Annotated in this window: 11 protein-coding genes; 5 read left to right on the top strand and 6 right to left on the bottom strand. The window is 35.6% G+C overall.

Annotation, left to right across the window (positions count from 1 at the left end):
- Positions 1–42: 42 nt before the first annotated feature.
- Positions 43–558 carry a LolA-like outer membrane lipoprotein chaperone gene (gene lolA / locus SJPD1_RS08690; RefSeq protein ID WP_096046801.1) on the bottom strand — a complete coding sequence of 172 codons (516 nt, stop codon included), beginning with the start codon at positions 556–558 and terminating at the stop codon, positions 43–45.
- Positions 559–689: 131 nt separating this feature from the next.
- On the opposite strand from lolA, the gene secA reads away from it, so the two are divergent.
- Both secA and SJPD1_RS08680 read left to right on the top strand, forming a co-directional pair.
- Complete coding sequence (gene secA / locus SJPD1_RS08685; RefSeq protein WP_210394434.1) at positions 690–3,263, top strand: preprotein translocase subunit SecA; 2,574 nt, start codon at positions 690–692, stop codon at positions 3,261–3,263.
- Between the two features lie 9 nt (positions 3,264–3,272).
- Positions 3,273–4,475: an ABC transporter permease gene (locus SJPD1_RS08680; protein ID WP_096046799.1), complete on the top strand. Its 1,203-nt coding sequence runs from the start codon at positions 3,273–3,275 to the stop codon at positions 4,473–4,475.
- Between the two features lie 28 nt (positions 4,476–4,503).
- Here the strand turns inward: SJPD1_RS08680 and SJPD1_RS08675 are convergent, their stop codons facing one another.
- From SJPD1_RS08675 to SJPD1_RS08660, 4 genes are all read right to left on the bottom strand, one after another.
- Positions 4,504–4,905: a hypothetical protein gene (locus tag SJPD1_RS08675; RefSeq protein WP_096046798.1), complete on the bottom strand. Its 402-nt coding sequence runs from the start codon at positions 4,903–4,905 to the stop codon at positions 4,504–4,506.
- 47 nt (positions 4,906–4,952) lie between these two features.
- Positions 4,953–6,188, bottom strand: a complete 1,236-nt coding sequence (locus SJPD1_RS08670) for an ArsS family sensor histidine kinase (RefSeq protein ID WP_096046797.1) — start codon at positions 6,186–6,188, stop codon at positions 4,953–4,955.
- Positions 6,185–6,865, bottom strand: coding sequence for a response regulator transcription factor (locus SJPD1_RS08665; protein ID WP_096046796.1), 681 nt, complete (start codon positions 6,863–6,865; stop codon positions 6,185–6,187). The genes SJPD1_RS08670 and SJPD1_RS08665 overlap by 4 nt, the downstream gene beginning before the upstream one ends.
- A gap of 63 nt (positions 6,866–6,928) precedes the next feature.
- The gene (locus SJPD1_RS08660; protein ID WP_096046795.1) at positions 6,929–8,356 is read right to left on the bottom strand and encodes a Do family serine endopeptidase; all 1,428 of its coding nucleotides are present in this window, start codon (positions 8,354–8,356) and stop codon (positions 6,929–6,931) included.
- A gap of 149 nt (positions 8,357–8,505) precedes the next feature.
- Between SJPD1_RS08660 and SJPD1_RS08655 the strand changes: the two genes are divergently transcribed.
- The 3 genes from SJPD1_RS08655 to SJPD1_RS08645 all read left to right on the top strand — a co-directional run bounded on the left by SJPD1_RS08655 (position 8,506) and on the right by SJPD1_RS08645 (position 11,576).
- Positions 8,506–9,411, top strand: coding sequence for a DnaJ C-terminal domain-containing protein (locus SJPD1_RS08655; RefSeq protein ID WP_096046794.1), 906 nt, complete (start codon positions 8,506–8,508; stop codon positions 9,409–9,411).
- 177 nt (positions 9,412–9,588) lie between these two features.
- On the top strand, positions 9,589–9,963 hold the full coding sequence (locus SJPD1_RS08650; RefSeq protein ID WP_096046793.1) for a heat shock protein transcriptional repressor HspR: 375 nt from the start codon (positions 9,589–9,591) through the stop codon (positions 9,961–9,963).
- 2 nt (positions 9,964–9,965) lie between these two features.
- Positions 9,966–11,576 carry a cation:proton antiporter gene (locus tag SJPD1_RS08645; RefSeq protein ID WP_096046792.1) on the top strand — a complete coding sequence of 537 codons (1,611 nt, stop codon included), beginning with the start codon at positions 9,966–9,968 and terminating at the stop codon, positions 11,574–11,576.
- Here SJPD1_RS08645 and hemW read toward each other — a convergent pair.
- Positions 11,566–12,621, bottom strand: coding sequence for a radical SAM family heme chaperone HemW (gene hemW, locus SJPD1_RS08640; protein ID WP_096046791.1), 1,056 nt, complete (start codon positions 12,619–12,621; stop codon positions 11,566–11,568). The two genes, SJPD1_RS08645 and hemW, sit on opposite strands and share 11 nt — an antisense overlap.
- Positions 12,622–12,665 lie beyond the last annotated feature (44 nt).

The raw sequence follows: 12,665 nt of genomic DNA, 5'->3' as shown, positions 1-12,665 counted from the left end.
ATCTTTACATGTAAAGATTTAAATCGTTTATTTTTAAAAAAATTATTCGCGTACGACATCATATCCTCTAGGAATTTCGGCACGGAACAGCTCTTCATCTAAAAAAAGATTTGTTGTTTGGTTTGAAAAACTAATTTCAACAGCATTATCTAACTTATCACGATAGACAACCTTGTCAATACTCTCTTTATGTGCAAAAATCGTATACGTTGTGTCCATAAATTTTGTTACATATTTATTGGGAGCGATCTCCTTGGCATCTTGTAGTAATTGTGCAATATTGGGAGTATTGTCAAGTGTCGTAATAATTGCTTGCTCTAATTCTGGCTCAATAATCAAAACATGTGTATTGTTGAAGTAAATTTTTTTAGCCACAGGTTTTTCGTAAATCCAAAGTGCCTTTTTATCGTTTGTGGCGTAAAACATCCCCTCATAGGTTATTGTTTTATTTTGATCATTAGTCACTTTTTGTGTGAAATCACTTTGAATGGTTTTAAAGTGATCAATTTTGGCAAAAAGGAGTGTTGTCAAACAGAGAAACATCCAAAAAAATCGCATAAATTACTCCTCATAAAGATAATAAGATATGGAGTTTTATCAAATAGATAGTAAAAGTATGATAAAATCCCAAGTTTTAAGAAAAGTTAATAGTATAAAAGTAATGAAAATAGAGGTGGAATCAGATGCTATTGAGTAATATTGTTCGTAAAATTTTTGGCACTAAAAACGATCGTGTTGTTAAAGAGCTTCAAGCACGCGTTCAAAAGATTAATGCCTTAGAGCCAGTGTATGAAAAATTAAGCGATGAAGCCTTAAAAGATGCCTTTAATGCTTTTAAAGCAGACGTTCGATCAGGAACAAAAACACTTGAGACTATTTTAAATGATGTCTTTGCTATTACGAGAGAAGCCAGTAAACGAACAACGGGTATGCGTCATTTTGATGTACAAATGGTAGGTGGCTTAGTGCTTCATGGTGGAAATATCGCAGAGATGAAAACAGGTGAGGGTAAAACGCTTGTGGCAACGCTTCCTGTTGTTTTAAATGCAATGTCTGGCGAAGGTGTTCATGTTGTAACGGTTAATGATTACCTTGCAAAAAGAGATGCTGCTGATATGTCCCGTATCTATAACTTCTTAGGTTTAACTGTTGGTATTGTCACCAATGATTTGGACAATGATGCTAAACGTAAAGCACAATATGATGCAGATATTACGTATGGAACGAACAACGAGTTTGGATTTGATTATTTACGTGACAATATGCGTTATGCAGTGGATGAAAAAGTTCAACGTGTCCATAATTTTGTTATTGTGGATGAAGTGGACTCAATTCTTATTGATGAAGCAAGAACACCTTTAATTATTTCTGGTCCAGCCAATCGTACATTAGATGGCTATAAAATTGCAGATGGTGTTGCCCAAAAGCTTACGAAAGAAGCAGATTTTACGGTTGATGAAAAAAATAGAACTGTTTTGATGACTGAAGATGGCATCAGTAATGCTGAAAAACTTTTTGGTGTCGATAACCTTTATAGCCTTGACAATGCTGTTCTATCGCATCATCTTGATCAAGCCCTTAAAGCACGGTATCTGTTCGTTGCTGATGTTGATTATGTGGTACGTGATGGGGAAATTATTATTGTCGATGAGTTTACGGGGCGTTTAAGCGAAGGAAGACGTTTTAGTGAAGGATTGCACCAAGCGTTAGAAGCAAAAGAAGGCGTGATGATTAAAGAAGAGTCTCAAACACTCGCAGACATCACCTTCCAAAATTATTTTAGACTTTACAATAAACTCGCAGGTATGACGGGAACTGCACAAACAGAAGCAACCGAGTTTGCGCAGATTTATAATCTTGATGTAATCTCAATTCCTACAAATGTCCCAATGCGCAGAGAAGATATGAATGATCTTATCTATAAAACGGAACGTGAAAAGTTTGAAGCCGTTATTAAAGATATCAAACTATGCCATGAAAAAGGGCAACCTGTTCTTGTAGGTACTGCATCCATTGAAAAAAGTGAGTTACTCCATTCACTGTTGAAAAAAGAGAAAGTACCACACTCTGTTTTGAATGCTAAAAACCATGAAAAAGAAGCTCAAATTATTAAAGATGCAGGTGTCAAAGGCGCTGTAACGATTGCAACCAATATGGCTGGACGAGGTGTTGATATTAAGCTTGAGGATGAAATTAAAGCCCTTGGAGGTCTTTATATCATCGGTACAGAGCGTCATGAAAGTAGACGTATCGATAACCAGCTTCGTGGACGTTCAGGTCGTCAAGGCGATAATGGTAAAAGCCGTTTTTATTTAAGTTTGGAAGATAACCTTTTGCGAATTTTTGGAAGTGATCGTATTAAAGCAATTATGGAGCGCCTAGGGATTGAAGAGGGTGAACATATTGAATCCAAAATGGTGACGCGTGCCGTTGAAAATGCACAGAAAAAAGTCGAAGCACTTCACTTTGAATCTCGTAAACACCTTTTGGAATATGATGATGTTGCAAACAAACAACGTAAAGCAATTTATAACTTTAGAAATGATCTTTTAAACCCTAACTTTGATATTGAAACACGCATTAAAGAGATTCGCGTGGATTTTGTGACAAATTTACTTTATAAAGCTGAGATTTACGAAGGAATTGCAGAAACAGAATATAACATTGAACACCTTGTGTCCATTCTTCAAGATGAATTAAATGCTTCATTTGATGCACAACACTTACAAAATTTAGAGTTTACAAAACTGAAAGATGTGATTGTTGCAGAACTTCAAGAGAGTTTTGATGCCAAAATGTCTGTTGTTGATGAGACTCAACGTAAAGAAATTGAACGTATTTTATACCTTCAGGTTCTTGACAATACATGGAGAGCACATCTATACCAAATGGATATTTTAAAAACAGGTATTGGTCTTCGTGGGTATAATCAAAAAGATCCTTTGACTGAGTATAAAAAAGAGAGTTATAATCTTTTCATGGAGCTTGTAGAACAAATCAAATATGAATGTTTTAGAACATTGCATATTGTTCAACTTCGTGACAACAAAGAAGAAGAAGAAAAGCGTGCTATGGATGAGATGATCCGAAGAATGGAAGAGGCAAATGCCAATGCTACACTTCAACATCAAAGCCCCTATGCGGATGAAGAAGATGACAAAGATAAAAAAGCAGCACGTAATGAGCCATGTCCGTGTGGAAGTGGTAAAAAATATAAACAATGTTGTGGTAAGAGTGGTCCTAAAAAAGGGCTTTTAGCATAAGGGCCTAGCGTGCAAAAAAATCTTAGTTTTTACCTTGTCAAAAAGTATTTACGTTTTGACAAGTCTCAACCTTTTATTACGGTTATTTCGCTTCTTGCTTTTTTTGGGGTAGCTATTGGATTGACAGTCCTTATGGTTGCTATGGCGATTATGAATGGATTTGATAAAGAGTTTGAAAAAAAACTCTTTACCATGAATTATCCACTCTCTATCTATTCACGAAGTTTTTCTCCTGTCGATCAAACTCAACTCAATGCACTGCAAGAGCAGTTTCCAAAACTTAAATTTAGTCCTTATATTTCGACACAAGTGATTATCAAAAAAGGTAATCGTTTGGAAGGCGGCATGCTCTTTGGTGTTAATTTTGAACAAGAAGCAAAAATTAATGCAATTGTTGCTGAAGCTATTAAAGGAAAGACGCTCGATAAATATGATCTGATTACAGGGAGTGAAATTGCTAAAACACATCTTTTTGCACAAGATGAAAAAGCAACACTTATCTTTACCAAAAATGATCCTGGTGGTATGAGCCTCATTCCTAAAATGAAACGTTTTAATTTTCAGGGCTCATTTCGTTCTGGCTTAATGGCGTATGATAAAGCTTATATGTATACAACACTTGATTCATTAGCGCAAGTGATGCAGTATGAAGTTGGTCAATTTGATGGGATTCATATTTATTCGGACGAACCATTTGTGGATATTGAAAAAATTCGTAAAGTTCTCCCTGATGATCTAGGCATTGTGGGTTGGTGGCAGATGAATGGTAACTTTTTTGCAGCTTTAGCGCTTGAAAAAAGGGCTTTATTTATTGTTTTGATGCTTATTATTTTAATTGCTTCTTTAAATATTATTAGCTCGCTTTTAATGACAGTTATGAATAGGCGTAAAGAGATTGCTTTATTACTCTCCTTGGGTGCATATAAGAAAGAGATCAAAAATACCTTTTTCTATTTAGGACTTGTGATTGGAGGTGGAGGAATGCTGTTTGGTATTTTGCTTGGCGGGTTGGCACTTTTTGTGCTAGGTTCGTTTGATATTATCTCTTTACCGGCAGATGTCTATGGAACAGCTAAATTACCATTAGATCTTTCAATGCTTGATTTTGTGCTTATCGTCATTGGAACTAGTTTTATTGTAACGCTCTCTTCCTATTATCCCGCGCATAAAGCAACTCAAATTAATGTACTTGATACCTTAAGAAACGAGTAAAATGAGATGTTCAGTAGGCTTAAAAAGCCTACTGAAATAAATCCGTTGTAATATTGCAGTTCTCTTCAACGATATTATTGAGTTTATGTAAAAGCGTTTTAGCATCTAGCCCATCGTCTGGGTAAGTAACCACATTATCATACGGTTTTTGATCTAAAAAGCTTTGAATACCAGAAAGTACTTCTGTTGCACCATTCCAGTCAGTTCCTGTCAGCATAACGACATAATGATTACTATGATTAAAGATAGCATCTGTTCTTCTTAAAATCCGTTGGAACATCTCTAAACTATCAATCTCTTTACGGTCTTCAAGAGAAAAGAAAATCAAGGAGAAAGGAACTTCATCTTTAATACCAAAACGTTCTAATAGTGCTATATGATGGTCAATAAGATTTGTTAGATTGATTTTCGAAAAAGCAATTCCAGACATGATAACTCCTTTGATTATTCTGATTTATTTTAATTGTACTCAAAAATTTATGCAAGCGTTTCGATTTGTTCAAAATTAAAATAATTATAGCCATCTTTGTGTTCATAGGTAAAGTTAACGTGGTGCGCCTTGACAATATGATGCACAATGTAAAGCCCTAGGCCAAAACTTTGATGTGAATTTTTTTCTTGTACAAAAGGCTCAAGATAATGTTCAAGGTCGTAAGTAAGAGGTTTGCCTTGACTGATGAAAGATATTTTTTCTTTAGTTGCCATAATTCTTATCTTTTGATCAATAGAGTACTTAATACCATTGTCAATGACATTTTTCATAGCAGTGGTGAAAAGTCTAAAGTCTACATGTAAAATAATTTCATCATCAATCATATCAATTTCGATCTGTTTTGGATTAATCATTGCAAGATCAATAGCTTCATCAAGCATATCAACCAAGCGATAAGGTTTGATGTTTTTGAGACCTTCGCCTGAAGTAATCTGCTCAATTGATGCAAACTCATTGATAAGCAGTTCAAGTTTTTCAAATGTACCGATTAAACGATCGCGTTGCTTCCCATTTTCAAGCATTTCAGCACTAATCCGTCCTTTAGTTATAGGTGTTTTGAGCTCATGCATAATGTTACGTAAGAAAAGCTGTCTTGAGTGGTTAAGCTTATTGATTTGTTCAACCGCATTATGAAATGAATTGGCGACCTGAGAAATTTCATCTTCACCATCCGTTTTACAATTAATATCAAGATCCCCTTTTGCAAAACGGTCCATTTGACGCTTAAGCTTACGCAGAGGCTTTAGTTTGCGAATGGTTAAAATATAAGCAACAATAATAATGGCAAAAACAACGCCAAAAATTGTTTTAATGAGATCATAGCGATAAGGTTGAAAATCTTCATCTTTCAGGAGTAGTGAAGAGTATTTTGTTTCAATATGTAGATAGTGGTTATTATCGTAGCGCAAAATGGCACTGGTACCAATACGATCAGAAATTTTTTGGATTACTTGCGCATTTTGAATGATGAGTGTTTGTGTCTCTTTATCCGTAATTTCACGCATTTGGTACCCTTGTACCTGCCTTTTCAGTTCATCATTGGTAATAAAATTATTGAGATGAAAAAGTGTTGCACGCGCGATAATAGAATATTTTGCATTGAGCTTATCGGTATAGCTTTGTTTGTCATATTCCAATAAAAAGAGTAATGCTAAAAAAATACTCACGATACTGATGGCAAAAATAAAGGTAATGCTGTAAAAAATGGAAGATTTAGTCATTGTAAAAACTTATATCCTACGCCACGAACGGCATGAATGTATTTGGGCTCTTTGGGGTTTTCACCAAGTTTTTGACGAATACGTCCAATAATAACATCAATACTTTTGTTGGTTGTCTCTTCGCTAATGGCTTCAATATTATAGATAAGTTCTTCACGTGAGACAACACCGCCTTCTTTTTTCATTAAATAACCAAGTATACCGTACTCTGCAGCTGTCAAATGAAGTGTCTTTCCTTGTAAGATGATAATCATTTGTTCTTCATTCAAAATCAGATCTTTGATTTTTTGAATGCTTTGTTCGGTAGCAACAACTCCCTTTTGCCTACGTAATAAGCTCATAATACGTGCTTGTAGCTCTCTTGGGTTATAGGGTTTTGGCAAGTAGTCATCTGCTCCATTTTCAAGAGCAGTGACTTTATCAGTAATATCTGTCCGTGCTGATGAAATAATAATAGGAATGGTGTGACGTTTTCGAATTTCTTTGCATACTTCAAGTCCATCAATGCCTGGAAGGGTAAGGTCTAAGATAATAAGATCAAATTTTTGGGTGTCAAGTATTGAAAGACCTAAGTAGGGATCATCTGCAATTGTAATAGCGATATCAAATTGCTCTAAATACTCCATTAAAATTTCAGCAAGTTCCAAATCATCTTCGATCATCAAAATATGTGTCATACGCCCACTCCTTACATGTAAAGGATATTATAGCTGATTTAGGAGGCAAATGCCTCCTAAATATTAGGGCATAACAAGGATGGCACGGTAATTCTGACGGTTAATGACAACGCGTTTTTTACTGTTTTTATACTCTTTAAGAGCATTATTGAAATCTTTAAGAGATGTGATGTGCATTTGTTCTACTTGAATGATGATATCACCTTCTTTAAAGCCTATTTTTTCTGCTTTGGAATCTTCTTTGACATCCAAGATAAGTACACCTTCTATCTCTTTAGGTATTTGATATTGGGCTCTTGTTTTATCATTTATTTCTAAAAGGCTTAGTCCCTCAACTGGGCTAGACGTGGTTGATTTAGCATCGCCATTACTATTGGTCGTTTGGTCTGCTTCCATTTTTGCTAGTTTGATTTTAGTTGATTTCTCTTTTTTATCACGTTCATAGGTAATTGTAATGGTTTTATCAGGAGCGATAGCAGCAACAGTGTTTTTAAGCTCATTAGCGTTTTTGATTTTTACACCATCAACTTCAATAATAAGGTCAGAGACTTGAAGTCCACCTTTTTCAGCAGGTGAGTTTTTCTCGATCATTAAGATCAGTGCACCTTGTTTATTGTCATACAATTCTTTCAGATCATTGGTGAGATCAGCGATTGATATACCCATGAACCCTCGTTCGATTTTCCCCGTTTCGATCAGTGTTGTTGCAATTTTTTGCACCATGTTGGAAGGAATGGCAAAACCGATACCATTATTGCCTCCACTTTTAGAAAGAATAGCACTGTTAATACCAATAAGAGCACCTCTACTATCGACTAATGCTCCACCAGAGTTTCCAGGATTAATAGAGGCATCTGTTTGGATAAAATTTTCGTATTGATTCAGTCCAACGTTATTTTTATTAAGTGCAGAGATAATACCATGTGTTATGGTCTCACCTACACCAAATGGGTTACCAATGGCAAAAACTACATCTCCTTCAAGTAGATTTGATGAGTTACCAAATTGAGCGACATGTAAATCTTTGGCATCAATTTTTACAACAGCAAGATCGGTTTTAGAATCTTCCCCAATTACTTTTGCTTTGTACTCTTTTTCATCATCGGGAAGCGTGATAAGAATCTCTTCTGCTCCTTCAACAACATGATAATTGGTAACGATATAACCATTAGAAGAGATCACAACACCAGAACCCAGTGAATGTGATTTACGTTCCTGCTGTTTCAGTTCAGGGATACGATTTCCAAAAAAGTCTTTAAAGAACGGATTTTGCATAAGTTCATTGAGTTGGTCATTTTGTTTACTTTTTTTCGTTGTTGCGATGTTAACAACACTCTTCTTGATCTCTTTAATAGCATTATTGTATGAGAGTATAACATTAGGAGATGTAGCATCAACATGCTGAGAATCTTTAGGCATTTGAGCAATTTCTATGGTTGCTCCAAAAAGAGAAAGCGATGCGATTATTGATAAAAAAACAATCTTTTTCATGGATAAACTCCTTAATAGTTTCTTAGTAAGCATTATAAGGGAGAGAGGTAAATATAAAGTAAATATTAAGAAAACGGGGAGTAAGTTGATTGACCTAGACTAAAGTTTTGTGTTATAATCACTATAAATATTTATACAAGGTTAAAGTCATGAGTAAGAGTTTATATGAGACCTTAGACGTCTCTCAAGACGCAAGTGCGGAAGAGATCAAAAAAGCCTATCGACGTTTAGCTCGCAAATATCACCCAGACATTAATAAAGATGCAGGGGCAGAAGAAAAATTTAAAGAGATTAACGCTGCGTATGAAATTTTGAGTGATGCTCAAAAACGCCAACAATACGATCAATATGGCGATAACATGTTTGGCGGCCAAAATTTCCATGATTTTGCCAATTCACAAGGTGGTGGTGCTAATTTAGACGATATCTTGCGCAGTATCTTCGGCGGTGGCGGCGGATTTGGTGGTTTTAGTAGCGGTGGACGTGCTGGACAAGGTGGATTCGGTGGTTTTGGCAATGCAGGTTTCGGCGGTGGATTTGGAGGTTATAGTGAACCTGATTTGGATGTAAGCGCCAAAATTATTATTCCTTTTAATGTTGCTATTTTGGGTGGAAAGCACTCACTCTCCTACAACAATGACAGCTTTGATGTGAAGATTCCTGCAGGCATTAAAAATGGTGAAAAGATGCGTGTTAAAGACAAAGGTAAATCGTATCAAGGTCAAAAAGGTGATTTAATCTTAAGTGTGGAAGTTGCTGATAGTCCTGAATACACACGTGATGGAGATGATTTGGTTAAGAGCATCGATATTCCTCTTAAAACAGCACTTTTTGGCGGTAAAATAGCCGTTGATACGCTCTATAAAGAGATTACATTAAAAGTCAAAGAAGATACGAAAAACGGACAAAAATTTAGAGTAAAAGAGTATGGCGCACTCAATCGCAAAAATCAATCAAAAGGCGATTTGTACCTTGTTGCCAACATTGTTTTACCTCCGCTTGCTTCATTAGACAGTGATCTTAAAGCAATGATGGAAGCAAAACTACCGCAATAAATTTTGTGTGATAAATGTGTGTAATGCTTAGACTGCTTGCAAAACTCGATTTGTAAAAAATCTAAGCGCCAAAGGTGCGTGGGCTTTCTGCCGAAGAAAACTCAGCGTTAGCGTAGCTTGAGAAGCTTTGCTTTAAAAGCGTGTTAAGAATTTAGGAATAAAAAAGAGGAGCCTCTTATGCACCATGATTATGAAGAACCTGTTTATTTGATTAGTGTAGTCGCAAAAGTTTTAACGATTCATCCTCAAACGCTTCGTCAGTATGAAAGGGAAGGATTGGTTAGACCTTCAAGAACCGATGGGAAAATGCGTCTTTATTCACAACGCGATATTGATAAGATCAAAATGATTCAACGACTCACACGTGATCTTGGTGTGAATCTTGCAGGTGTTGATATTATCATGCAGTTGAAAGACAAAATTGATGATTTTGAATTGTTGGTTGAAAATTTACGACTAGAGCTGAGTGGGCTAACTAAAAAAAGTACACAAACCAAAAATCCGTTGGTTAAACATAAAAATAGTTATGAGATTATTTTATTTGGGGAATAGGTGTGGATAATATATTAGCGATTATTTTAAGCGCAACGGCCATAGCAACGATTTTTAACATTTTGTTAAAGCGTTTTAATATTCCCACGATTATTGGGTATATCATTACGGGGTTTGCTATTGCCTACATGTATAAATTAGGTCGCAATAATGATTCTTTGACACAAATTGCTGAGTTTGGAATTGTTTTTTTAATGTTTACAATTGGGTTGGAATTTTCGATCAAACATCTTTTGAGTATGAAAAAGGATGTTTTCTTTTATGGTTTTTTACAAGTTTTACTTGTAGGAGGTGTCATTGCGTTAGGTGCTGAGTATTTCTTTGGAATTGAGAAAAAAAGTGCCATTATCATTGGTTATGCCCTCGCACTTTCATCAACAGCCATTGTTCTAAAAATTTTGAATGATAGTGGAACAATACACACAATTTATGGACGTAAAGCACTGGGAATTCTTTTGTTTCAAGATATTGCGGTCATTCCTATTTTATTGATGATTAATATCTTTTCCAATCAAAACAGCTCTATTTCTTCTTTGCTTTTACAAACGTTTTACAGCGCAGTGATTATTTTAGGCTTGATGTTTATCATTGGGAAATATCTACTCAATCGCTTTTTATCGCTTGTTGTTTGGGCGGATACCCAAGAAATTTTTATTGCATCAGTGTTATTACTGGTTGTGGGTGCCTCTTTTTTATCTCACTCTTTAGGCTTTTCATACTCGTTAGGGGCTTTTTTGGCAGGTATGATGATGTCTGAAACACAGTACAAACATCAAATTGAAGCCGATCTTGTCCCCTTTCGAGATATTCTCCTTGGTCTTTTTTTTATCACCGTTGGAATGCAGATTGATCTTAGTTTGATTGCACAAAATTACGCTACGATTTTACTGTTTTTAGGTGTCATGATGGCATTTAAAACATTGGTAGTTTTTACTATTTTATTTTTCTCAGTAGGTGGGAGAGTTGCACTTAAAACCGGATTGGCACTCTGTCAAGGAGGCGAGTTCTCTTTAGCGATTTTAGCCCTAGCTAGCTCATCGCATTTGATAAGCACCAATACATCTCAAGTTCTCATTGTGACAGTTGTGCTGTCCATGGTTATGACACCTTTTATTCTTAAAAATATGAAAAAGATTGTAAATTCAATTACTAAAGAGCCAGACAATGGCGATTTTAAAATTCATTCCTCTGGTATTAAAGATCACATTATTGTATGTGGTTATGGAAAACTTGGACAAGAAATTGTTTATCGCCTTAAGAAGATGAATGTGAATTACCTTGTTTTAGAACATGATATTAATCTGGTTAAGCTAGGACAAAATAGGGGTGAGCCTGTTTATTTTGGCAATGCTGCCGAAAAAAGTATTCTGCAAAATGCTTTTGTAGAAAATGCAAAATCGGTCATTATTGCAATCAATAATGAAAAAAAATTGATCTTGCTGTGTGAGGTTTTAAAGTCATTTGATGCACCGATTAAGATTGTTGCAAAAGCAAGTGATTATGATGAGAAAAAACTACTGAAAGCTTTAGAAGTTAAACATATCGTGAATGAAGGAAGAGAAGCGGCCAAAGCACTTCTCCATGTCGCACTCGAAGAAAATCCTACTGAGTAATAAAAAGGGCTATTTCATCGCTTAAAAAATAGTCATTATTGAAGACGCGATTATCTTTACATGTAAGCTTGTTTTCTCTTATCAAAAGGTTGACTCTTTCTTGCTCTTTTGGGCTAAATTCGTCTAAAACAATACCAATATTGCTTCGAAGGCCAAGAAAAAGTGTTTCATTGTGTAAGTCTTCTCTCCTTAATGTCTCAACTTCTTGAAAAAGAGGATTTTGTATATAGGCTTCAATCTCTTTGCTTGGGTAAAAACGCCTATTTTTTAAAAATCCTACTGCTCCTGCCCCAATACCTAGATAATCTTGATGCTCCCAATATCCTTTGTTATGAATGCTTTGGTATCTTCCAAAATTAGAGATTTCATATTGTGGGAATCCTGCTTGAATAATTGCTTGCACAAATGATCTAGCCAGTTCTTCTGAATCATTTGTCACATCATTTCTCTTGTAAAAAGGTGTTGCTTCTTCTAGTGTAAGCGCATAAGCACTTAAATGGTTGATTGGCAAAGATGATGCAATATGTAGGTCTTTTTCAAGTAAAGAAGGTGTGTCCAACGCTGTGCCATAAATAAGGTCCAGTGAAATATTTTGAATACCAACTTTTGAAGCGTTATGAATGGCCTGAAGTGCAATTTTGGGTGAATGGTTACGACCTAAAAAAGTAAGTTTTTGCTCATTAAAACTCTGTACGCCAAAGCTAAGACGATTGATGCCCAATGTTTTCATTTCTGCTATCCACTCTTGCGTTGCAGAGTGAGGGTTTGCCTCAGAAGTGACTTCGGCATCGTGGCTTAAATAGGGCGTTATCATCTTAAAAAATGATTCATACCACGAAGCTGGAATGGTTGAAGGAGTTCCTCCCCCAATAAAAAGAGAGGTAATACTCTCTTTTTGGGCATTAAACTTTTCAAGTTCAAAACGAAGTTGGGTGGTGATATGGTGCATATAGTTTTGCTTCAGTGTACCCTTGTTCTCATAGGAGTTAAAGGCGCAGTAGTGGCATTTACTATCGCAAAAAGGGATATGCAGATAAGCTAACACGAAATTCCTTATATCAAGCAAGTTTAATGACTTTTTAGATACTA

Source organism: Sulfurospirillum diekertiae, from assembly GCF_002309535.1.
Classification (GTDB): Bacteria; Campylobacterota; Campylobacteria; order Campylobacterales; family Sulfurospirillaceae; genus Sulfurospirillum; species Sulfurospirillum diekertiae.
Note: the sequence above shows the minus strand (reverse complement) of the source record. Positions and strands in the feature narration are given on the sequence as shown.

Coding starts and splice junctions, on each gene's coding strand:
- lolA (WP_096046801.1), bottom strand. CDS start 558: ATGCGATTTTTTTGGATGTTTCTCTGTTTGACAACACTCCTTTTTGCC.
- SJPD1_RS08675 (WP_096046798.1), bottom strand. CDS start 4,905: ATGTCTGGAATTGCTTTTTCGAAAATCAATCTAACAAATCTTATTGAC.
- SJPD1_RS08670 (WP_096046797.1), bottom strand. CDS start 6,188: ATGACTAAATCTTCCATTTTTTACAGCATTACCTTTATTTTTGCCATC.
- SJPD1_RS08665 (WP_096046796.1), bottom strand. CDS start 6,865: ATGACACATATTTTGATGATCGAAGATGATTTGGAACTTGCTGAAATT.
- SJPD1_RS08660 (WP_096046795.1), bottom strand. CDS start 8,356: ATGAAAAAGATTGTTTTTTTATCAATAATCGCATCGCTTTCTCTTTTT.
- SJPD1_RS08655 (WP_096046794.1), top strand. CDS start 8,506: ATGAGTAAGAGTTTATATGAGACCTTAGACGTCTCTCAAGACGCAAGT.
- SJPD1_RS08650 (WP_096046793.1), top strand. CDS start 9,589: ATGCACCATGATTATGAAGAACCTGTTTATTTGATTAGTGTAGTCGCA.